Genomic DNA, 20,242 nt, shown 5'->3' on the forward strand with positions numbered 1-20,242 from the left:
CCTCTTTATTTTCATCAGGCCGCGATGATCGCGATGGTCAGCGCTTCGCCGCCCTCAGCAATCGCGATCAGGCGATCGACATTGGGATGCGCGCCCGGACGGTAGCGGGCGTCGGGCACATGTTCGGCGAAGACGGCCAGCCCATGTTGGGCCGCCGCCTTGTCCAGCGCGCCGAACTGCTGCGCCAGATACTGATAGACCGCCGCCGATCCCTGCTTGCCCGGCTGGTTCTCGATGCTGGCGATCACCGTTCCGGCCGCGTCAATCAGGTCGATGCGCTGCACCCCGTCGATCGGCGGCAGAAGCTGAAGATTATCCTTAAAGCTGGCGGTCGGCTGGATCGGCATGGATGATGGTCCCCTATGGATGGTCGGGGCGGCCTGTCGCATCTTCCGGCGCGCGGATCAAAGCCTTCCTGCCCGCTTTCTATTCCGCCCCGCGCTTCTTCTGCGCCCGGCGGGCGAAGATGTTGAGGCACTCCACCAGCGTCGAAAAGGCCATCGCCGCATAGATATAGCCCTTGGGCACATGCACGCCAAAGCCGTCGGCAATCAGCACCGCGCCGATCATCAGCAGGAAGCCCAGCGCCAGCATCACCACCGTCGGGTTGCGGGCGATGAAATTGGCGAGCGGGTCGGCGGCGATCAGCATCACCGTCACCGCCACGATCACGGCGATGTACATGACCGCCAGATTATCCGTCATGCCCACCGCCGTCAGGATTGAATCGAGCGAGAAGATCATGTCGAGCAGGATGATCTGCACGATCGCCGAACCGAAGGTGACGGTCGCGGCCCCCGCCACGCCGGGCGTGTCGTCACCATGGGGATCGACCGTGTGATGGATTTCCCGCGTCGCCTTCCAGATCAGGAACAGGCCGCCGCCGATCAGGATCATGTCGCGCCAGGATAATTGGGTTTCGAAGGTCGGCGCGCCATGGCTGTCGAGCGGCCCGGAAAAGCCGAGGTCCAGCACCGGCTGGGTCAGCCCCACGATCCATGCGATCATCGACAGCAGGACAAGCCGCATCGCCAGCGCCAGCCCGATGCCGATCTTGCGCGCCTTTGGCCGTTGCGCCTCCGGCAGCTTGTTGGTCAGGATGGAGATGAAGACGAGATTGTCGATACCCAGCACCACTTCCATCACCACCAGCGCAATCAGCGCGGCAAGGGCGGTGGGATCGGTAAAGGCGGTAATCAGACTGTCCATGATGCTCCCCTGTGGCGCCGGCTGGCCCGGCTGCACAATCATAATGCAGGCCGAGGGTTCCGCCAGACATGCTTTGTCACATGACAGCGTTAACAAGGCCAGGGTGCGTGCGGGCGTGGCTGGACGGGAAGGCTCCACTCCCCTAGCGATACACCCATTGCGATTTTCCGCTGCGGCACCCCGTCGCGGCCCCGGCCCTTAGCGAAAGGCGGTCCATGAGCAGAACCACCCTGACCCGTTTCCTGATCGAACAGCAGCGCGACCACAATGCCCTGCCGGGCGAACTGCGCCTGTTGATCGAAACCGTCGCGCGGGCGTGCAAGACGATCAGCCATGCCGTCGGCAAGGGCGCGCTGGGCGAGGTTCTGGGCAGCCTGACCAGCGAAAATGTGCAGGGCGAAGTGCAGAAGAAGCTGGACGTGATCGCCAATGAACTGCTGCTGGACGCCAATGAATGGGGCGGGCATCTGGCCGCGATGGCGTCGGAAGAGATGGAGACGCTCTATCCCATCCCCAACCGCTATCCCAAGGGCGAATATCTGATGCTGTTCGATCCGATCGACGGGTCCAGCAATATCGATGTCGACCTGTCGGTCGGCACCATCTTCTCCGTTCTCAAGGCGCCCGAAGGCTGCGCCGGGCGCGATGTGACGGAGGAGGATTTCCTGCAGGACGGCCGCCAGCAGGTTGCGGCGGGCTACGCCATTTACGGCCCGCAGACGATCCTGGTGCTGAGCGTGGGCACCGGCGTCTATGAATTTACGCTCGACCGCGAAGTCGGCAGCTGGGTCATGACCGATGCCGACATGAAGATGCCGCAGGGCAAGTGCGAGTTCGCCATCAACATGTCCAACCGTCGCCAATGGTCGCCCGCGATTGCCCGCTATGTCGATGAGCGCGTGACCGGCGCGGCCGGCCCCTGCGGCAAGGACTATAATATGCGCTGGACCGCATCGATGGTGGCGGACGTCCATCGCATCCTGAAGCGCGGCGGCATCTTCATGTATCCCTATGATCATCGTTCGCCCGGCAAGGCGAAGCTGCGGCTGATGTATGAAGCCAATCCGATGAGCTATCTGATCGAGCAGGCCGGCGGTGCGGCGAGCGATGGATTCATGCCGATCATGGACGTCCAGGCGACGGGCCTGCACCAGCGCGTCGGCGTGGTGCTGGGCGACACGGCCGAAGTGGAAGCGGTCGTCGCCTATGGCCGCGAAATGGAAGCACTGGCTGGCTGATCGAAAGAAGTTGGGGGAGAGCGCCGACAAAAGCGCTCAATCCCCCAGCCATATCCCACCTGCCGGTCTTACCGGCGGCTCCTCTCCAGAAACTTGTTATTGGCGGGACATCAGCCGTAACTTTCTAGCGGATGAACGAGACAAAAAAAAGGCTGATCCGAAGACCAGCCTGAAAGTTTTTAGGAGAGGATGCCTGAAAGGCACAGCCCTTTTGTCCCACGGGCCGGTTTTTCGCAAATGCGAAGGTCGAAACCATGATTGCGTCAAACGCAATCGCTTGCCTAAACCGTCGGAAACCAACAGCGGCGCGCCGGTCGTTGCGATTCGCGTGCTAAACAAATCGCAGGGCTTTGATCCTAGACCCGCCTGATGCACGGACCGGCCCCTTCCAGCGGACACCACATGATTCGCTATCGCCGCGACATAGACGGGCTGCGGGCGCTCGCCATATTGCCGGTGCTGCTGTTCCACGCCCATGTCCCCGGCTTTTCCGGCGGCTATGTCGGCGTCGACATCTTCTTCGTCATATCGGGCTATCTGATCACCGGGATCATCGCCCGCGAAGTGGATGAGGGCCGTTTTTCGCTGGCGCGCTTCTATGAACGGCGCTTCCGCCGGATCATGCCGGCGCTGGCGCTGATGATCCTGATCGTTCTGGCGGCGGCGATGTGGCTTTACCTGCCCGGCGACCTGGAGGGGGTGCCCCGATCGGCGCTGGCGGCCACGCTGTTCGCATCCAATTTATGGTTCTTCACCGACACCGGCTATTTTTCAGGCGGCGCGGATGTGAAGCCGCTGCTCCACACATGGTCGCTGGCGGTGGAGGAGCAATATTATATCGGCTTCCCGATCCTGCTGATGCTGATGGCGCGCTTCGCCCCGCACTGGCGCAAGGGCGCGGTGGCCGGCATCGCGGCGGGATCGCTGGCGCTGGCGATCCTGCTGCAACGCGACACCAGCGGCTTTACCTTCTATCTGCTGCCGACACGCGCCTGGGAATTATTCACCGGGGCGCTGCTGGCGCTGGGCGCAGTTCCGGCAATCCGGCCGCGCTGGGCGCGCGAAATGCTGGCATGGGCCGGCGCGCTGGCGATCGCGCTGGCCGTCGCCTGCTATGACCGCACGACCATCTTCCCCGGCATCACCGCACTGGCCCCGGTGCTGGGCGCGGCGGCGCTGATCCATGCCGCGCCGGGGACCAGCATGGGCAGGGTGCTGGCGCTGCCGCCGCTGGTAGGCGTCGGCCTCATCTCCTACTCGCTTTACCTGTGGCACTGGCCGCTGATCGTCTTCACCGAATATGCGACCGATGCCCCGCTGGCCGGCGCGACCCGGATCATGGTCGTAGCCGCAGCGCTGATCGCCGCCATCCTGTCCTGGCGCTTTGTCGAGCGGCCGTTTCGCGACGCCCGAAGGGTGCCGGCCGGCATGGTGTTTCGCTTTACCGGCGTGGCGATGGCGCTGCTCTGCATCGCGTCCCTGTCGCTGATAGCGATGGGCGGATGGCCATCCCGCTTCGCGCCGCCGGTGCTGGCGCAAATGGCCGGGCAGCGCGATTTCGCCCCGACCCGCAAACAATGCCACGACACCTATATGCGCGGCGCAGCGCCCTGCGTGCTGGGCGCCGCCATGCGCCCGGACGCCATGCTGTGGGGCGACAGCCATGGCGTGGAACTGGCCTATGCCCTGTCCTTGCAGGCGAAGGCGCAGGGGCAGGCTCTGGTGGAGCGGACGACATCCAGTTGCCCGCCCGTGCTGGGCTATGATACGAAGGATGCGCGCTGCGCCGCAGCCAACCGCGCAGCCCTTGCCGCCATCCGCGCCGATCCGGGGCTGCGCCGCATCTATCTGGCCGCTTTCTGGGCCAATGGCGAATTTGACGATCCCGCCTTTATCGCGAAGCTCGACCGCACCATCGCCGCGCTGCGCGCTCTGGGACGTGATGTGGTGCTGATCGGCCCGGTCCCGCCGCAACCCTTTGACGTGCCGCGCCGTCTGGCCCATCTGGCGCGCGCCGGTGCGGTGACGGATGCCCAGGGTGTGAAACGGGCATGGGTCGATGCCCGCACCGTCCACCTGCGCGCACTGTTCAGCCGCTGGCAGGCGCAGGGCGTGCGCCTGATCGATCCGGTTGCCGCCTTGTGCGACGCGCGTTCATGCGCGATCGAACGCGATGCAAAGCCGCTCTATTTCGACAGCCATCATCTGAGCGTTGCGGGCGCCAAATGGGTCGTGGCGCACGGCGGATAATCTTATTCTGCCGCCAGTGCATAGCCCGAGCGGGGCAATTCGGCCGCCAACGCTTCGGCAAGGTTGAGCAGCAACGCTTGCAGGCGCGGCACACCCGGTCCAGGTTCATCCAGCGCCGCGTCCAGATAGAGGGCGCGGTCAATTTCCAGCTGGATCGCGTGCATTCCCTGTTCCGGCCGTCCGTGCCGATCGACCATATGATCGCCGGCATAGGGATGATTTTGCGCCACGGCAAAGCCATGTCCCTGCGCCACATCGGCCGCCAGCGCCATCAGCCGCGCGGAGGCGCTGCGGCCGAAACGGTCGCCCAGCACCAGATCCGGCGCGCCCTGTCCGGCGGCGGGCGGCGGCAACGGCGGCATGGAGTGAAGGTCGATCAGGATGGCATGGCCATGGGCCAGTCGCGCCGCCGCCATACGCTGCGCGATCATCGCATGATAGGGGCGATGCACGGTTTCAATCCGCCGCTGCGCCTCCGCCCAGAGCATCGGGCGTTGCCAGAGGTCATGCGCGCCGGGCAGGCGACGGGGGAACAGGCCCAGCCCGCCGCGCAGCTTGGCGCTGCTTTGCAGGGGCGCGTCGCGCGGCAGCCCCATGATCATGCCGGGATCGATTTCCCGCTCATGCCGGTTAAGGTCGATCATCGCGCGCGGCGCCCGGGCCACGACCACGCAAAAACCCCGTTCAATCAGGGGATGCGCCAGCAGATCGACCCAGCGATCCTCCAGCCGGCGCAACACCGACGGGCGCACCCGCGCCGCCGCCAGCAGATCGTCACCATAAGCGCGCCCGGCATGGGGCACGGACAGGATCACCGGCCGATCCGGCGTAACCGGGCCGAAAAAATCGAATGCGGGGTCGGACAGGGTCGGGGAACGCGGCGCGGGATGGTCCAATGCGGCTCCTTTCACCGGCGCGCCAAAAAAGCTTACGCGGATGGATAATCTTTACACCTTGTCGCATATAAGCGGTTTGCGCGCCACCCTGTCGGCGGCGCGCAGAACGGCTTATCCGCCGGATGGGAATGCGCAGGGGCAATGGTTCGCATATTATTGGCTGAAGATGATGAGAGCATGCGGGTCTATCTGGCCCGTGCGCTGGAACGGTCGGGTTATGAGGTGGTGTCGGCCGCCACGGGGATGGAGGCGCTGCCGCACATCAACAGCGACCGCTTCGACCTGTTGCTGACCGACATCGTCATGCCGGAAATGGACGGCATAGAACTGGCGCAGCATGCAGCCCAGGTCGCGCCGGACATGCGCATCATGTTCATCACCGGCTTTGCCGCCGTGACGCTGAAGGCCGGCAAGGCCGTGCCGCAGGCCAAGGTGCTGTCCAAGCCCTTCCACCTGCGCGATCTGGTGCTGGAGGTCGAACGCATGTTCGGCAGCGAAAGCGTGTCCGGCCTTAGTTGACCCAGTTCAGTCTGGCACGACTTCTTCCATATCCGGGGTGGGATCAAGCGGCACGCCCGCCATGGCGGCGTTGAACCGTTCGCGGTCCAGCCCCTTTTCCCATGCCGACACGACGATCGTGGCGACCGCATTGCCGACGAAGTTGGTGAGCGCGCGCACCTCGCTCATGAAGCGGTCGACGCCCAAAATCAGCGTCATGCCGGCAACCGGCACCGACGGCACAATCGACAGTGTCGCAGCCAGCGTGATGAAGCCAGCGCCCGTCACGCCCGCCGCGCCCTTGGACGAGATCATCGCGACCAGCAGCAGCAATATCTGCTGCTCGATGCTCAGATCCACATTGCACGCCTGCGCGATGAACAAAGCCGCCAGCGTCATATAGATGTTGGTGCCGTCCAGGTTGAAGCTGTAGCCGGTCGGCACGACCAGCCCGACCACCGATTTGCGGCAGCCGGCCCGCTCCATTTTCTCGATCAGGCTGGGCAGCGCGGCTTCCGACGAGGAGGTGCCCAGCACCAGCAGCAATTCCGCCTTCAGATAGCGGATCAGGTGCAGGATGTTGAAGCCGGCAAACCAGCCAACCATCCCCAGCACGCCGAGCACGAACAGCAATGACGTGAGGTAAAAGGTCGCGACCAGCCCGGCGAGATTGGCGAGCGTGCCGACGCCATATTCGCCGATGGTGAAGGCCATGGCGCCGAACGCGCCGAACGGCGCCGCCTTCATCAGGATCGACACAAGTTTGAACACCGCATGGCTGGCCGATTCGAGCACGGTCATCAGCGGCTGCGCCTTGTCCCCGATCAGGGTCAGGGCGATGCCGAACAAGATCGCCACGAACAGCACCTGAAGGATATTCCCGTCCGCCACCGCCGACACCATGGTCGACGGGATGATGCTCATCAGAAAGCCGGTCAGCGTGCGCTCATGCGCCTGATGGGCGTAATCGGCGACCTTGCCCGCATCCAGCGTCGCCGGATCGATGTTGAGGCCGGCGCCGGGCTGCACGACATTGGCGACGATCAGGCCGACGACCAGCGCCAGCGTGGAAAAGGTCAGGAAATAACCGAACGCCTTGGCCGCCACCCGGCCGATCGCGCCCAGTTCCTTCATCCCGGCAATGCCGGTGACGATCGTCAGGAAGATGACCGGCGCGATGACCATCTTCACCAGCTTGATGAAGGCTTCGCCCAGCGGCTTGAGCTGCTTGCCCGCGTCCGGCCAGAAATGGCCGATCAGCACGCCCAGCGCGATCGCCGCCAGCACCTGAACATAAAGCTGGCGGTAGAAAGGCAATCGCGGCGCCGTTTGCAGCGGCGATGTTGGCGATGGCAGCATATGTCCTGGCGTCCCCCTGTTTGCCCCGCAGCATATGGGCGGCCCCTGCCCTGTCCAGAAGAATATCGATGCAATGCAATTTCCTGCTTGCGCGAGTCACCGACCCCCGTTATTGGCCCCCTCCACGGCGGGCGTGTAGCTCAGTGGTAGAGCACTGTGTTGACATCGCAGGGGTCGCAAGTTCAATCCTTGCCACGCCCACCATGACAAAGCCCGTCGCTTCTTATGAAGCGGCGGGCTTTCTCTTTTCCCGGATATGTCGATAGCGCCGATCAATGCGGCGCGGCGCGGATCGCCTGAGCGAGCAGGCGGCGGCAATCGTCGCGCTTGCCCGACAGGGCGCGTTCGACGCGCGCCCAGGCTTCGATGTCGGCGGCGGTGATGGTTTCGCTGGCGGCGTTGCGGGGACGCATCGACACCACGCACGACTGACCCCGGTCCCTATTCTGCTTCATCATGTGCTGGACCATAGCAGGCCGCGCTGTCACAGGCGTGTCCGCAACATTACAGGAAAGCAATCATGGCGGGGTTTCAAGGCGTGGGCTGCGAACAGGTCGGATCAAAGCGCGTCCTGTTCGTCATGGCGGTGGAGGCGGAATATGGCCCGCATCTGCGCGCGCGCTTCACCCCGCTGATGACCGGCATCGGCCCGGTCGAGGCGGCGATCGTCACCGGCATGGCGCTGCATGATCTGGCGCTGCGGGAGGCGCTGCCTGAATTGGTGGTGTCTATCGGATCGGCAGGATCGCGCCGTTGCCCGCTGGGGGAGATTTACCAGATTGCTAGCGTGTCCTGGCGCGACATGGATGCTTCGCGCCTGGGCTTCACCAAGGGGGTGACGCCATTGATCGATCATCCGGTCGATGTGCCGCTGGTGACGCCGCTAGCGCTGCCGCTGGCGCGCCTGTCGACCGGCGCGAATGTAGTGGGCGGCGACGACTATGCCGCGATCGACGCCGATATGGTGGATATGGAGACGTTTGCCGTGGCCCGCGCCTGCGATCGATTTGGCGTGCCGCTGATGGGGTTGCGCGGCGTATCGGACGGGCCGGGCGAACTCGACCATATCGACAGCTGGACGGCGTTGTTGGGGCTGCTGGACGAACGGCTGGCGAAGGCGGTCGATGGGCTGGAGGCGGCCCTATAACAGGGCGATGATCTGATCCGCCGCCGCGTCGGGCGGCAGGCGGCCACTGTCCAGCGACAGGCGCGGCGCGGGCATGGCCGCCATGCAGCGGTCGCAATCGGCGCGAATCGCGCGCAGCAGATCGACATCGCGCAATTTACCGAAGGCGGCGCGGCTCAAATCGGCAATGCGGGCGTCCTGCACATCCGGCGCGATGGTGAGCGCCACGAAACACAAATCGCCGCCCGCCGCCTCCACCTGCGCACGCAGACGTTCGGGGAAATCGGGCGCTACGCTGGGTTCCGGCGCAAAGGTGAAGATCAGCGACCGCCCTCCCCTGATCGCCGCGACCATCGCCTCCATCCAGAATGCTTCGCGCAGGCGCGCAAATTCGGGCGATCCGAAGGGGAAGAGCGCCGCCACCGCATCGACGACCAGATGATTGTGGAACAGCGCCAGCCCGGTGCGTGCGGCGACGATCCGCGCCACGGTCAGCTTGCCGGCCGCCGCCGGGCCGTAAAGGAAGATCAGGGTCGGCGCGGCCTCAATGGCCATCGAAGGTCATGATCGCCCGCGCCGCCACGCCGTCGGCCTCCAGCGCGGCGATGCCGCCCAGCGCCGGCAGATCGATCGCGAACAGCGCCATCAGCACGATCGCGCCCTGTTCGCGCAGCAATTGCGCGGCGGCGTTCGCCGTGCCGCCAGTGGCGATCAGATCGTCGACCAGCAGGACACGGCTGCCCTGCGGCACCTGACCTTCATGCATTTCCAGCCGGTCCGTGCCATATTCCAGCACATAATCGATGCCCACGGTCTTGCCGGGCAGCTTGCCCTTCTTGCGCACGGGCACGAAGCCCTTGCCGATCGACAGGGCCAGCGCCGCGCCCAATATGAAGCCGCGCGCTTCGATCCCGACGATCAGGTCCGGGTCGAGCGGGCGGGCGATCTCCGCCAGCGCCGCCGTCAGATCGCGCAGCCCGTCGCCATCGGCCAGCAAAGTGGTGATGTCGCGAAACTGGATTCCCGGCTTGGGGAAATCGGGGATGGTGCGGATCAGGGCGGTCAGGTCGCTGGTCGGGTTGCTGCTCATGCGCGCCTCCATAGAGAAAGGGCGCGGCTTCCTCAAGAAACCGCGCCCCTCATCTCGTCCGATACGGCCTCTCTCAGGCCGCCTTCTTCTTGTCCGCCCAGATATTCTGATAGGACATATAGGCCAGCGCCGTTGCGATCAGGAGGAAGATCACCGTCGCCAAACCGGCCGCGTGGCGGTTTTCCAGCTTGGGTTCGGCCGTCCAGGCGAGGAAGGCGGAGACGTCCTGCGCCATCTGATCGACGGTCGGGTTGGTGCCGTCGCCATAAGTCACCTGCCCGTCGGCCGACAGCGGCGGCGCCATGGCCAGGTTCAGGTTGGCGAAATAGGGGTTGTAATGCAGCCCCTCGGGCGTCTTGGCATCCGGGAAATGCTTCAGCAGGTCGGCCGGCTGTTCCTGGAAGCCCGTCAGCAGCGAATAGACATAGGCAGGGCCATGGTGGCGCGCCTTGGTCATCAGCGACAGGTCTGGCGGGATCGCATTATTGTTCGCCGCCGCCGCCGCGACATTGTTCGCGAAGGGCTTGGGAAAATGGTCGGCCGGGACCGGATCGCGCGTCGCCGGCTCACCCGTGGCGGGATCGACCGATGGCGTCTTGATCGCCCATTGCTTGGCGATCGCCTTTACTTCGGCTTCATTATAGCCCAGCGCTTCAAGGTCGCGGAAGGCCACGAACTTCAGGCTGTGACAGGCCGAGCAGACTTCCTTGAACACCTGAAAGCCGCGCTGCAGCTGCCGCTGGTCATATTTACCGAACGGTCCTTCGAAGGAGAAGGACACATGTTTGGGAGCCAGATGGAATTCATGCTCCACCGTCTTGGCCGGCGGCTCCACCACGTAGGAATAAGCGCCCACGAGGAAGGAGATGAACAGCCAGCCGGCAAAGAAAAGGCCGACGAGAAATGCGCCAATGCGAACCATGATCTCGTCCCCCCTTATTCGGCCGGGACTGCGGCGGTTTCGCCGTCAGCCTTGGCATATTTGGCCAGCACCGATTCGGTGATCGAACCGGGCAGCGGCAGCGGCTTTTCGAAGCGCGCGATCAGCGGCAGGATGATCAGGAAGTGCGCGAAATAATAAGCCGCAGCGACCTGAGAGATCATCACATAGGGTTCTTCCGCCGGCGCGCCGCCGCAATAGCCCAGGATCAGCACGTCGAACATCAGCAGCCAGAAGAACGCCTTGAACGTCGGGCGATAATGGCCCGAACGCACCGGCGACGTATCGAGCCAGGGCAGGAAGAAGAGCAGCAGGATCGATGCGAACATCGCCAGCACGCCCAGCAGCTTGGCCGGCACGAAGAAGAAGTCGACGGTGAAGGCGCGCAGGATCGCGTAGAAGGGCCAGAAATACCATTCGGGCACGATGTGCGCGGGCGTCGAAAGCGGGTTCGCTTCGATATAATTGTCCGGATGGCCCAGATAATTGGGCGCGAAGAACAGCATGATCGCGAACAGCAGCAGGAACACACCGACCCCGAACCCGTCCTTTGCGGTGTAATAAGGATGGAAGGGCACGGTGTCCTGCGGTCCTTTCACCTCCACGCCGGTAGGATTGCTGGATCCGGGAATATGCAGCGCCCAGATGTGCAGGATGATGACGCCCGCAATCACGAAGGGCAGCAGGAAGTGGAGCGAGAAGAAGCGATTGAGCGAGGCGTTGCCGGGGGCGAAGCCGCCCAGCAGCCAGGTCTGGATCGGTTCGCCCACCACGGGGATCGCGCCGAACAGGCCGGTGATGACCTTTGCGCCCCAATAGCTCATCTGCCCCCAGGGCAGCACATAGCCCATGAAGGCGGTCGCCATCATCAGCAGGAAGATGACGAGGCCCAGCAGCCACACCATTTCGCGCGGCGCCTTGTAACTGCCGAAGTAAAGGCCACGGAAGATGTGGAGATAGACGACGATGAAGAAGAAGCTGGCGCCGTTGGCGTGCGCATAGCGCATCAGCCAGCCGGCGTTGACGTCGCGCATCGTCTGTTCGACGGTGCCGAAGGCGACGAGATCATTGGCGCCATAGTGCATCGCCATGATGACGCCGGTGACGATCTGGATCACCAGCGCCACGCCGGCGAGTACGCCGAAATTCCAGAAATAATTGAGGTTGCGCGGCACCGGATAGCCCGCGCCGATCGCGTTATAGACGAGGCGCGGCAGCGGCAGCTTCTCGTCGACCCACTGCATCACGGGATGCTTGGGGGTATAATGTTCGGCCCATGGAAAGCTCATGTCGGTCCCCCTCAACCCACGAGAATGGCAGTGTCGGAAGTGAAGCTATACTTCGGCACTTCCAGATTCTTGGGGGCAGGCCCCTTACGGATGCGGGCCGCGGTGTCATAGGACGATCCGTGGCAGGGGCAGAAATAGCCGCCAAACTCGCCGCGATTCTCACCCTCGCCCGCGCCCAGCGGGACGCAGCCCAGATGGGTGCATACGCCCATGGTGACAAGCCACTGCTTCTTGCCGTCAACGGTGCGTTCCTCCAGCGTCTGCGGGTCGCGCAGCGTGGACGGATCGACCTTGTCGGCCGCCGCGATTTCGGCAGGGGTCAGTTGCCGCACGAACAAAGGCTGCGACCGGAAGGTCGTCTTGATCGCCTGTCCGGGCTGGATCGCCGAGAGGTCGACTTCGGTGGATGCGAGCGCCAGTACGTCGGCGCTGGGGTTCATCTGGTCGATCAGCGGCAGGGCGACGACGACGGCGCCGACTCCTGCGAAGCTCACCGCAGCGATGTTGATAAAATCGCGGCGGCGCACCCCTTCTCCGCCGGATAGACCTTGGCCGTCAGAATGCTCTACGCTCGCCATGCACCTCTACCCTTGCAAGACTTCCCTGTGCACACCGGAGCCCTTTAAAGGCCCAGATTATCCAGGGATTTGGGATTTCAGCCTGTGGCTGCTCCCGCCTTCCCCCCGGCGTGTTCGAAGGGGGTGATAACCGGACTGCGCCGTCTTTGCCAGTCGCAATATTACCTAGCCTATTGCAAATGCTCCTAATGGACTATGGCGCTGCGTCATGCGTATCGCCCTTTACCAACCGGAAATTGCGGGCAATGTCGGCGCGATCCTGCGTCTGGCCGCCTGCTTCAGTGTCCCCGTCGACATCATCATGCCGACCGGATTCGCCTTTTCCGACGCCCGCCTGAAACGCGCGGCGATGGACTATGGCGAGGCCGCCGACGTCACCCGCCACGCCAATTTCGCCGCGTTCGACGCCGTGCGCCGCGCAGAAGGCCGCCGCTTGCTGCTGATGAGCGCCCATGCGTCCCAACGCCTGCCGGAGGTGGAATTTCAGGAGAATGACGTGCTGCTGATGGGATCGGAAAGCGCGGGCGTGCCGGCCGATGTGCGCGATCTGGCCGACATTCGGGTCCGCATTCCCATGGCGCCGGGTTTCCGGTCCTTGAACATCGCCGTGTCCACGGGCATCGCCGTCGCCGAAGCCCTGCGCCAGACTGGAAAGTTCCCCGGATGACGAACCCGATCCCGACCGTGCCCTTCCCTCTCGACACCCGGCAACAGGCGGCACGAGCGTGGTTCGAATCGCTGCGCGACCGCATCTGCGCCGAATTTGAGGCAATCGAACGCGAAGCCGGCAGCGACGCCCGTTTCGATTTCACCGCATGGGACCGGGAGGCCGAAGGTCAGGCGCCCGGCGAAGGCGGGGGCGGCGTGCGCGGCGTGATGAAGGGCAAGGTCTTCGAAAAGGTCGGCGTCAACGTCTCGACCGTGGGCGGCGAATTCGCCCCCGGCTTCGCCCAGACGATCCATGGCGCGGCGGACAATCCCGCCTTCTTCGCCACCGGCATCAGCCTGGTCGCGCATATGGCCAATCCGCATGTTCCGGCCGTTCATATGAACACCCGCTATCTGGTGACGACCAAAAGCTGGTTCGGCGGCGGCGCGGACCTCAATCCGCCCTTGCCGCGCGACGAGGATACGGCGCATTTCCATGATGTGTTCAAGGCCGCCTGCGACGCGCATGATGCGGACCACTATCCGCGCTTCAAAAAATGGGCGGACGAGTATTTCTTCATCCCCCACCGCAATGTCCATCGCGGCGTGGGCGGCATTTTCTACGATCATCTCGAATGCGCCGACGATTCGGCGTTCGACGCCCATTTCGCCTTCACCCGCGCCGTTGGCGACGCCTTCCTTGCCGCCTTCCCGCCGATCGTGCGGCGGCGCATGGATGAGGCATGGACCGATGCCGACTATCGCACCATGCTGGAATGGCGCGGCCGCTACGCCGAATTCAATCTGGTGCATGATCGCGGCACATTGTTCGGCCTCAGGACCGGCGGCAATATCGACGCCATCCTGATGAGCCTGCCGCCCATGGCGAGCTGGAGCTGATGCCCTTCATCCCCGTCGAACCCGGCATGGTGGCGGCTGTCGTCACCCATCTGGAAATGCGCGAACGGCCCAAACCCGCGCCGATCCCGCCCGCGCCATTGCGGCTGGCGCCGTGGAAGACGCCGGACCTGAACGCCTATCGCACCTTGTTCCGGCGGGTGGGGGAACCCTGGCTGTGGTTTTCCCGGCTGGTGATGAGCGATTCAGACTTGGCGGCGATCCTGCACGACCCGGCGGTGGAGGTCTATGCCGTCACCGATCCGCGCGGCACCGAAGTCGGCCTGCTGGAACTGGATTTCCGGTCGCTGCCCGATTGCGAACTGAGCTTCTTCGGCCTTGTCCCGCAGCTGAATGGCAAGGGGCTGGGCCGCTGGCTGATGGCCCAGGCCAAGTCGCTTGCGTGGCGCAAGGGGGTGGAGCGATTCTGGGTCCATACCTGCACCGCCGACAGCCCGGCGGCGCTGGGCTTCTATCAGAAGTCAGGCTTTGTGCCTTATGGGCGCGAGATCGAAACCTTTGCCGATCCGCGACTGGCGGGCGTGCTGCCGCGCGACGCCGCGCCGCATGTGCCGGTGCTGGATCAGCCGACCGCCTGACGATAGAGGCGGGCCAGCATCGCCAGCATATAGACCTGAATCACCGTCGACACGATGGCCGCCGCGATGCTCCCGGCCAGCTTCGCGCCGTCGACGCCGGCGATCAGCCCGCCCAGCACGCCGACCACCGCCTGCGCCGCCGTGCTGGCGATGGTGGACAGGATCATCACCAGAATGAGGAAGCCGAACAGCCGCCAGAAATGGCCGCGCGTCAGCGCCCATGCCGCCCGCAGCGAGGCCATCACCCCGGCCTGATTGTCGATCACCACCGGATTGAGCAGCACCAGCCGAATGCTGGCGTAGAAAACCAGCCCGGCCGCGCCCAGCCCCAGCAACAGGCCCAGCGTCGCCGCCAGCGCCTTCGACGCGAGCGAGAAGACAACCCCCACCAGCACCGCGAGGATAACCACGGCGGCCAGCGCGCCCGCCGCCACCAGCGCCGTGCCGATCAGCACCGGCAGCCGCGCCAGGCTGAGGCGCAGCGCTTCGCCCACGCTGATCCCCGGACGCAGCGCCAGCGCGAACAGCGCCAGCGATCCGAACCAGATCAGGATGATCGTCAGCATCATCGCCAGCCCGAAGCCCGGCGGCATGGCGGGGATGGTTTCCATCTTGGGCTGGGCGAACCATGCCTGCAATTGGGGCGGGGTCATCTGGTCCAGGATCAGCCCCGGCAGCGCCACGAACAGCAGGGCCACCGGCAGCAGCAACGATGCTTCCCGCGCGACGAAGGCCACCGCCTCCTCCCACGCCTTGCCGATCGACATCGTCGCCATATTTTTATGTCCTGCTACCCGGAAAATACGCCCTGAGCCTTGATCGCTCGCCCGTCGCAAGTCAAGAAAGCCGCCATGTCCAATAGCCCCCCTGCACCGCTGCCCTTTCCCGATACGGTCGAATGGCGCGTCGCCGACGCCCCGGTCGATTATCCGCCCGCGCTGGCGGAGATGGAGGCGCGCGCCGCCGCTATTTACGAAGGGCAGGCGCGCGAACGGGTGTGGCTGCTGGAGCATCCGCCGCTCTACACCGCCGGCACCAGCGCGGACCCGGCCGAACTGCTCGACCGGCGCTTTCCGGTGCATGATGCCGGGCGCGGTGGACGCTACACCTATCATGGGCCGGGGCAGCGGATCGGCTATCTCAACATCGATCTGCGGGAACGGGGCAAGGATGTCCGCAATTTCGTCCATCATCTGGAAGGATGGATGATCGCCGCGCTGGGCGATCTGGGCATAGCCGCGCGCCGGGCCGAAGGACGGATCGGCATCTGGACCGACGACCCGCAAGGGCGCGAGGCGAAGATCGGCGCGCTGGGCATCCGGGTGCGGCGCTGGGTCACACTGCACGGCTTTTCGATCAATGTTAATCCCGACCTGTCCCATTTTGGCGGCATCGTGCCGTGCGGGATCAGCGAATATCCCGTGACCAGCATCGCCGCGCTGGGCGGCAACGCATCCATGACCGCGCTGGATGCTGCATTAAAGGCGCATTTCCCCACCTTTCTCAGCCGCTTGGCCCGCTGTGGCGCAGGGGTTGAGCAATGCGAAGCGGATCGCTAGGGTCGCGGTTTCTTTCCGCCGGGCGGGGGCTGCCGGGCACGACCAATATAAGGAATCCCGGATGCGTCGCGTCGCCACCCTTCTGTTTGTGACTGCCTGCCTGCCGCTCGCCGCCTGCGGGGAAAAGCAGCAGAGCGAAACCAAGGTTCAGATGAAGGACATGGAGGTGGTGGACGGCACCGCAACCGACGCCATGACCGATCTGGACGGGGTGCAGAGCGAAGGCACCGCCGTCGCCATGCCGACCGGCAACGCATCCGCCGGCAACAGCAGCAGCGCCCCCGCCAAGCCCGCCGCTCCGGAAAAGCCCGCTGGCGACGATGCCGAAGTGGTGGCGGACCAATAATCGTTCAGGGCGGATACAGCCACCCGACCCGATGAATCAGACAGGAAGGACAGGCCGATCAGCCGGTTCTTCGGAGAGGCCATGATGACAATGCTCCCGACCCCGTTGCGCCGCACGATCGCCGGCCTCGCCCTGACCATCGCCTCGTTGGCGGCGCAGCCCGCCACCGCGCAGTTTTTCTGGTCGCCGCCCGATTTCACCGCGCCGCCGCTGACCGACGAAGCCGCCGCCACTGCGCTGGGCCTGCCCGGCGCGAGCGCGGCAGAAATCAAGGCGGGTCTGGCCTGGAATTTGCGCGCGGCGCTCAATGTCGCGGCGCTGCAATGCGATTTCGAGCGCACATTGCTGACGACCAGCAACTATAACGCCACCATCGCCCATCATGATGCGGAACTGGATGCGGCGCAGGTGACGCTGCTCGGCTATTTCCAGCGCACCGTGGGCAAGGGCCGGCCCGGCCAGTCGGCGGCCGACATGTATAATACCCGCATCTATTCCAGCTATTCGACCGTGCAGGCGCAAAAGGGCTTTTGCCAGGCCGCCGCCGCCGTCGGCCGCGACGCGATCTTTGCCGATCGCGGCACGCTGAGCGAGGTTGGCCGCCGGGGGCTGGGATCGATCAAGAAGGCGACGATCCCGGCCGGCGAACAATTTTACGGCACGCCGGGCTATGACTATGTGGTCGCCACCCCGTCCTTCGACCCCAAATGCTGGAAGAAGAATGTGCTCCAGCCCGCCTGCCATCAGGCATGGAACGACCGGACCGGCGCAGCCAAACCCTGACCGGAGAAGGCGTTAGCGCAGGCCCAGATATTTATGGGCCTGCACCGTCAGCCGCCAATGCGGCCGGTCCATCACCAGCGCGATCGCGGCGCGGGCATTATCCACGGCATGAGCGTCGTCCAGCGGCTGGACCAGATGATGGTCGAACGCCCATGCGCCCATGGCGTCAACGTCCGACAGGCTGTGCCCGACGCCCGGCTGGGGCCAGACGAGCTTCAATTCATGGCCCGACCGCTGCACCACATCGCTGCCCGCCTTGGGGCTGATGCAGATCCAGTCGATGCCGGGATGCGCGGGCAAGGTGCCATTGCTCTCGATCGCGATGGTGAAGCCGCGCGCATGCAGCGCGTCGACCAGCGCATCGTCGATCTGCAACATCGGCTCGCCGCCGGTCAGCACGATATAGCGGTCCCCGCCGCCATGGCCCCAGAAGCCCAGCGCCGCGTCGGCCAGCCCGTCCGCGTCAGCGAACTTGCCGCCGCCAAGCCCATCGACGCCGACGAAATCGGTGTCGCAAAACTGGCAGATGGCGCTGGCGCGATCCTGTTCCCGCCCGCTCCACAAATTACAGCCGGCAAAGCGCAGGAAGACGGCGCGACGCCCCGCCTGCACCCCTTCCCCCTGCAGGGTCAGGAACATTTCCTTGACCGCATAGCTCATCGCATCGCGTCCTTCAGGGCCGCGTCGCGTAGATGGTGGGATCGGGCAGGCCCGCTTCCTGGTAGCCCTTGGACCGCAGGCGACAGCTGTCGCACAGGCCGCAATGCTTGTTGTCGGGCGTGGGATCATAGCAGGACCAGCTGAGGCCGGCGTCCAGACCCAGCCGATGCGCTTCCCGCGCAATATCCGCCTTGCTCATATATTGCAGCGGCGTGTTGATGCGGATCGGATGCCCTTCGACCCCGGCCTTGGTCGCCAGCGTCGCCATTTTCTGGAAGGCGTCGATAAATTCCGGCCGGCAATCGGGATAGCCCGAATAGTCGAGCGCATTCACGCCGATGAAGATGTCGCTCGCCCCCGCCACTTCGGCCAGACCCAGCGTCAGCGACAGAAAGATGGTGTTGCGCGCGGGGACATAGGTGACAGGGATTTCATCCCCTACCCCGGTCTTGGGCACCTCAATATCGGCGGTCAGCGCCGATCCGCCGAACGCGGTCAGATCAAGCGGCAGCACGATATGGCGAATGGCGCCCAGCGCCTTGGCCACGCGCGTCGCAGCGTTCAGCTCAACCCGATGCCGCTGATTATAGTCGATCGACAGGGCCAGCACATGATAGCCCGCTTCGCGCGCCAGTCCGCCCGCGACCATGGAATCGAGACCGCCCGAAAGCAGCACGACGGCGAATTTTCCAGCATTTGCAACCATGGCAATCCGCTACCCCCCGCAACGCCCAAGCGCAAGCCGCCCGTGGCGCGCCGCATCAGCCACAGACGCCGATCCGACGCCCTTCGGCCGCGAAGGCAAAGGGTGCGCCATCGGCGACCCCCTGCGAACGGATCTGCACCAGACGCGCGGTTTCGATACGCAGGTCCGTCCGCCCCGTGCCGGCCGCCGCGCAATCATAAGTGACCGACACCGCATTGGGGCTGTCCGACACGGTGAAGCTGGGACAGAGCGCACGGCCATGCCGCACCTGCAACAATTGCCGCAGATCGGTGACGCAGAGCTTTTGCGTTTCCGCGCCTTCGCCACGCCCCCGCAATTCCCATTCCCCCGGCTCCAGCGCGCGCAAAGCCGCAGGCGCCGGGGCATTCGCCACGCCCGGCCCAGACACCCCAGACCCAGCCGCCATCAGCGCCGTCGCCATCGGCAACGCCGCCGCGACGCAGAGCGTCCGCAGTTTCGTCGTCCTCATGTTTTTGCTCATTTCGTCCAGAGCCGCCGGCCCCTACGGCCGCGACTGTACCCCTATTGCCTGCCGTGCAATTGCGGCAATTTCATAGCGCAAACGGCGCGGCGCGCCTCAATTGCAAATATTGCTCGCGAAACGATTGCGCGACGTTTTTTTTGAAGCAGGCTCAGCGCGCCTCGAAACTGTCCAGCGCCAGCGGGAAGATGCGCGAGCAGAAGGCGCAATCGACGCCGATCACGCCCTGCGCGTCGGCCATCTCGACCCGTTCGTCCACGGAAAAACGGCCAATCACGTCGCGAATATGCGCCAGGTCGCAGCGACAACCCTTGGCCAGCCCGACCGCTTCGGTCACGCGCACTTCCTCTTCCTCATGGAAGAGCCGCCACAATATGTCGGTCAGCGGCAGCGCGGGATCGGTCAGTTCCTCGGGCTTGAGCGTTTCCGCCAACACCTGAACATGCTCCCATTCGGGATGATCGTGCCGGACATGCAGACGCTCGCGCCCCACTTCGCCCTCGGGCAGATGCTGCAACAACATACCGGCGGCAATGCAGCCTTCGCCTGCATCATGCCGCGTGGCGATGCGGATGACGCTGGGGATCTGTTCGGACTGGAAGAAATAATGTTCGGCGGCGTCGGCCAGCGACTGGCCCTCCAGCGGTACGATGCCCTGATAGCGTTCGCCCGTGACGGACTGATCGAAGGTGATGGCCAGGTAGCCCTTGCCGAACAGGCCGAACAGCGACGGGTCCGGCCCCAGTTCGGCCAGCCGGTCGGCATCGAACTTGGCATAGCCGCGCAGGTCGCCATCCTTGTAATCGGCCACCAGCAGGCTGACGACGCCATTTTCGGTCTGCGCCTGAAGCGTCAGCTGTCCATCCGCCTGCTTGAGCGTGCTGCCCAGCAGCGCCGCGAGCACCAGCGCCGACGCCAGCAGCCGCTCAACCGGCGGGGGATAGGCATGGGCGGCCAGCACCTGATCCAGCACCCCGCCCAGCCGCAGCACGCGGCCGCGCGCGTGGCGCGACGGGATGGTGAAGCCAAGGGCCTGGTCAAGATCGGCGGCAGACGTCAATTCACAGCT

General features: G+C 64.7%; 25 protein-coding genes and 1 tRNA gene. 11 read left to right on the forward strand and 15 right to left on the reverse strand.

All coding sequences use genetic code 11. The features are described from left to right. Positions 1–14: 14 nt before the first annotated feature. The gene (locus tag ACFOKF_RS15700; RefSeq protein ID WP_380796829.1) at positions 15–347 is read right to left on the reverse strand and encodes a DUF2322 family protein; all 333 of its coding nucleotides are present in this window, start codon (positions 345–347) and stop codon (positions 15–17) included. A gap of 79 nt (positions 348–426) precedes the next feature. Continuing rightward, the gene (locus tag ACFOKF_RS15705; RefSeq protein WP_380796830.1) at positions 427–1,209 is read right to left on the reverse strand and encodes a TerC family protein; all 783 of its coding nucleotides are present in this window, start codon (positions 1,207–1,209) and stop codon (positions 427–429) included. Positions 1,210–1,424: 215 nt separating this feature from the next. Between ACFOKF_RS15705 and ACFOKF_RS15710 the strand changes: the two genes are divergently transcribed. Next, complete coding sequence (locus ACFOKF_RS15710) at positions 1,425–2,447, forward strand: class 1 fructose-bisphosphatase (RefSeq protein ID WP_380796831.1); 1,023 nt, start codon at positions 1,425–1,427, stop codon at positions 2,445–2,447. A gap of 402 nt (positions 2,448–2,849) precedes the next feature. Beyond that, a complete protein-coding gene (locus ACFOKF_RS15715) occupies positions 2,850–4,697 on the forward strand; it encodes an acyltransferase family protein (protein ID WP_380796832.1) in 1,848 nt (615 codons plus the stop codon). 2 nt (positions 4,698–4,699) lie between these two features. On the opposite strand, the gene ACFOKF_RS15720 is transcribed toward ACFOKF_RS15715, so the two are convergent. Beyond that, positions 4,700–5,593 (reverse strand): N-formylglutamate amidohydrolase, encoded by an 894-nt coding sequence (locus tag ACFOKF_RS15720; protein WP_380796833.1) that lies wholly within the window; start codon positions 5,591–5,593, stop codon positions 4,700–4,702. A 141-nt stretch (positions 5,594–5,734) separates the two neighbouring features. Here ACFOKF_RS15720 and cpdR point away from each other — a divergent pair, with 141 nt between their 5' ends. Further along, entirely contained in the window at positions 5,735–6,112 is a 378-nt protein-coding gene (cpdR, locus tag ACFOKF_RS15725) for a cell cycle two-component system response regulator CpdR (RefSeq protein WP_093010899.1), read from the forward strand. A 6-nt stretch (positions 6,113–6,118) separates the two neighbouring features. Here the strand turns inward: cpdR and ACFOKF_RS15730 are convergent, their stop codons facing one another. Then, a complete protein-coding gene (locus ACFOKF_RS15730) occupies positions 6,119–7,450 on the reverse strand; it encodes a dicarboxylate/amino acid:cation symporter (protein WP_380796834.1) in 1,332 nt (443 codons plus the stop codon). Positions 7,451–7,579: 129 nt separating this feature from the next. Here ACFOKF_RS15730 and ACFOKF_RS15735 point away from each other — a divergent pair. Beyond that, positions 7,580–7,654, forward strand: a tRNA-Val gene (locus ACFOKF_RS15735). A gap of 68 nt (positions 7,655–7,722) precedes the next feature. On the opposite strand, the gene ACFOKF_RS15740 is transcribed toward ACFOKF_RS15735, so the two are convergent. Beyond that, complete coding sequence (locus ACFOKF_RS15740) at positions 7,723–7,908, reverse strand: hypothetical protein (protein ID WP_380796835.1); 186 nt, start codon at positions 7,906–7,908, stop codon at positions 7,723–7,725. Positions 7,909–7,970: 62 nt separating this feature from the next. Between ACFOKF_RS15740 and ACFOKF_RS15745 the strand changes: the two genes are divergently transcribed. Continuing rightward, positions 7,971–8,597 carry a 5'-methylthioadenosine/S-adenosylhomocysteine nucleosidase gene (locus tag ACFOKF_RS15745; RefSeq protein WP_380796836.1) on the forward strand — a complete coding sequence of 209 codons (627 nt, stop codon included), beginning with the start codon at positions 7,971–7,973 and terminating at the stop codon, positions 8,595–8,597. Here the strand turns inward: ACFOKF_RS15745 and ACFOKF_RS15750 are convergent. From ACFOKF_RS15750 to petA, 5 genes are all read right to left on the reverse strand, one after another. After that, positions 8,592–9,131 carry a shikimate kinase gene (locus ACFOKF_RS15750; protein WP_380796838.1) on the reverse strand — a complete coding sequence of 180 codons (540 nt, stop codon included), beginning with the start codon at positions 9,129–9,131 and terminating at the stop codon, positions 8,592–8,594. The two genes, ACFOKF_RS15745 and ACFOKF_RS15750, sit on opposite strands and share 6 nt — an antisense overlap. Next, the gene (locus ACFOKF_RS15755; RefSeq protein ID WP_380797830.1) at positions 9,121–9,678 is read right to left on the reverse strand and encodes an adenine phosphoribosyltransferase; all 558 of its coding nucleotides are present in this window, start codon (positions 9,676–9,678) and stop codon (positions 9,121–9,123) included. Before ACFOKF_RS15755 ends, ACFOKF_RS15750 begins: the two co-directional genes overlap by 11 nt. Before the next feature lie 61 nt (positions 9,679–9,739). Next, on the reverse strand, positions 9,740–10,588 hold the full coding sequence (locus tag ACFOKF_RS15760; RefSeq protein ID WP_380796839.1) for a cytochrome c1: 849 nt from the start codon (positions 10,586–10,588) through the stop codon (positions 9,740–9,742). A gap of 14 nt (positions 10,589–10,602) precedes the next feature. Further along, positions 10,603–11,895, reverse strand: coding sequence for a cytochrome b (locus tag ACFOKF_RS15765; protein WP_380796840.1), 1,293 nt, complete (start codon positions 11,893–11,895; stop codon positions 10,603–10,605). Positions 11,896–11,906: 11 nt separating this feature from the next. After that, entirely contained in the window at positions 11,907–12,473 is a 567-nt protein-coding gene (gene petA / locus ACFOKF_RS15770) for a ubiquinol-cytochrome c reductase iron-sulfur subunit (protein ID WP_380796841.1), read from the reverse strand. Between the two features lie 208 nt (positions 12,474–12,681). Between petA and ACFOKF_RS15775 the strand changes: the two genes are divergently transcribed. Genes ACFOKF_RS15775 through ACFOKF_RS15785 form a run of 3 tightly spaced genes read left to right on the forward strand, consistent with a single transcriptional unit; the run spans position 12,682 to position 14,617 of the window. After that, positions 12,682–13,140 carry a tRNA (cytidine(34)-2'-O)-methyltransferase gene (locus ACFOKF_RS15775; protein WP_380796842.1) on the forward strand — a complete coding sequence of 153 codons (459 nt, stop codon included), beginning with the start codon at positions 12,682–12,684 and terminating at the stop codon, positions 13,138–13,140. Continuing rightward, positions 13,137–14,021 carry an oxygen-dependent coproporphyrinogen oxidase gene (gene hemF / locus ACFOKF_RS15780; protein ID WP_380796844.1) on the forward strand — a complete coding sequence of 295 codons (885 nt, stop codon included), beginning with the start codon at positions 13,137–13,139 and terminating at the stop codon, positions 14,019–14,021. Before ACFOKF_RS15775 ends, hemF begins: the two co-directional genes overlap by 4 nt. After that, positions 14,021–14,617: a GNAT family N-acetyltransferase gene (locus ACFOKF_RS15785; RefSeq protein ID WP_380796845.1), complete on the forward strand. Its 597-nt coding sequence runs from the start codon at positions 14,021–14,023 to the stop codon at positions 14,615–14,617. The genes hemF and ACFOKF_RS15785 overlap by 1 nt, the downstream gene beginning before the upstream one ends. Here the strand turns inward: ACFOKF_RS15785 and ACFOKF_RS15790 are convergent. Next, on the reverse strand, positions 14,602–15,393 hold the full coding sequence (locus ACFOKF_RS15790; RefSeq protein ID WP_380796848.1) for a glycerophosphoryl diester phosphodiesterase membrane domain-containing protein: 792 nt from the start codon (positions 15,391–15,393) through the stop codon (positions 14,602–14,604). The genes ACFOKF_RS15785 and ACFOKF_RS15790 overlap by 16 nt on opposite strands. A 75-nt stretch (positions 15,394–15,468) precedes the next feature. Here ACFOKF_RS15790 and lipB point away from each other — a divergent pair, with 75 nt between their 5' ends. From lipB to ACFOKF_RS15805, 3 genes are all read left to right on the forward strand, one after another. Then, positions 15,469–16,176, forward strand: coding sequence for a lipoyl(octanoyl) transferase LipB (gene lipB / locus ACFOKF_RS15795; RefSeq protein ID WP_380796849.1), 708 nt, complete (start codon positions 15,469–15,471; stop codon positions 16,174–16,176). A gap of 61 nt (positions 16,177–16,237) precedes the next feature. Further along, positions 16,238–16,522 carry a hypothetical protein gene (locus ACFOKF_RS15800; protein ID WP_380796850.1) on the forward strand — a complete coding sequence of 95 codons (285 nt, stop codon included), beginning with the start codon at positions 16,238–16,240 and terminating at the stop codon, positions 16,520–16,522. Between the two features lie 90 nt (positions 16,523–16,612). Next, on the forward strand, positions 16,613–17,305 hold the full coding sequence (locus tag ACFOKF_RS15805) for a hypothetical protein (protein WP_380797831.1): 693 nt from the start codon (positions 16,613–16,615) through the stop codon (positions 17,303–17,305). A gap of 12 nt (positions 17,306–17,317) precedes the next feature. On the opposite strand, the gene queE is transcribed toward ACFOKF_RS15805, so the two are convergent. The 4 genes from queE to hslO form a co-directional block, all read right to left on the reverse strand. Continuing rightward, complete coding sequence (gene queE, locus ACFOKF_RS15810; RefSeq protein ID WP_380796851.1) at positions 17,318–17,965, reverse strand: 7-carboxy-7-deazaguanine synthase; 648 nt, start codon at positions 17,963–17,965, stop codon at positions 17,318–17,320. 13 nt (positions 17,966–17,978) lie between these two features. Further along, positions 17,979–18,671 (reverse strand): 7-cyano-7-deazaguanine synthase QueC, encoded by a 693-nt coding sequence (gene queC, locus ACFOKF_RS15815; protein WP_380796852.1) that lies wholly within the window; start codon positions 18,669–18,671, stop codon positions 17,979–17,981. Between the two features lie 55 nt (positions 18,672–18,726). Further along, a complete protein-coding gene (locus tag ACFOKF_RS15820) occupies positions 18,727–19,161 on the reverse strand; it encodes a DUF3617 domain-containing protein (RefSeq protein ID WP_380796853.1) in 435 nt (144 codons plus the stop codon). A gap of 163 nt (positions 19,162–19,324) precedes the next feature. Then, entirely contained in the window at positions 19,325–20,233 is a 909-nt protein-coding gene (gene hslO, locus ACFOKF_RS15825) for an Hsp33 family molecular chaperone HslO (RefSeq protein WP_380796854.1), read from the reverse strand. Positions 20,234–20,242 lie beyond the last annotated feature (9 nt).

It is taken from the genome of Sphingobium rhizovicinum, assembly GCF_042647625.1.
Classification (GTDB): Bacteria; Pseudomonadota; Alphaproteobacteria; order Sphingomonadales; family Sphingomonadaceae; genus Sphingobium; species Sphingobium rhizovicinum.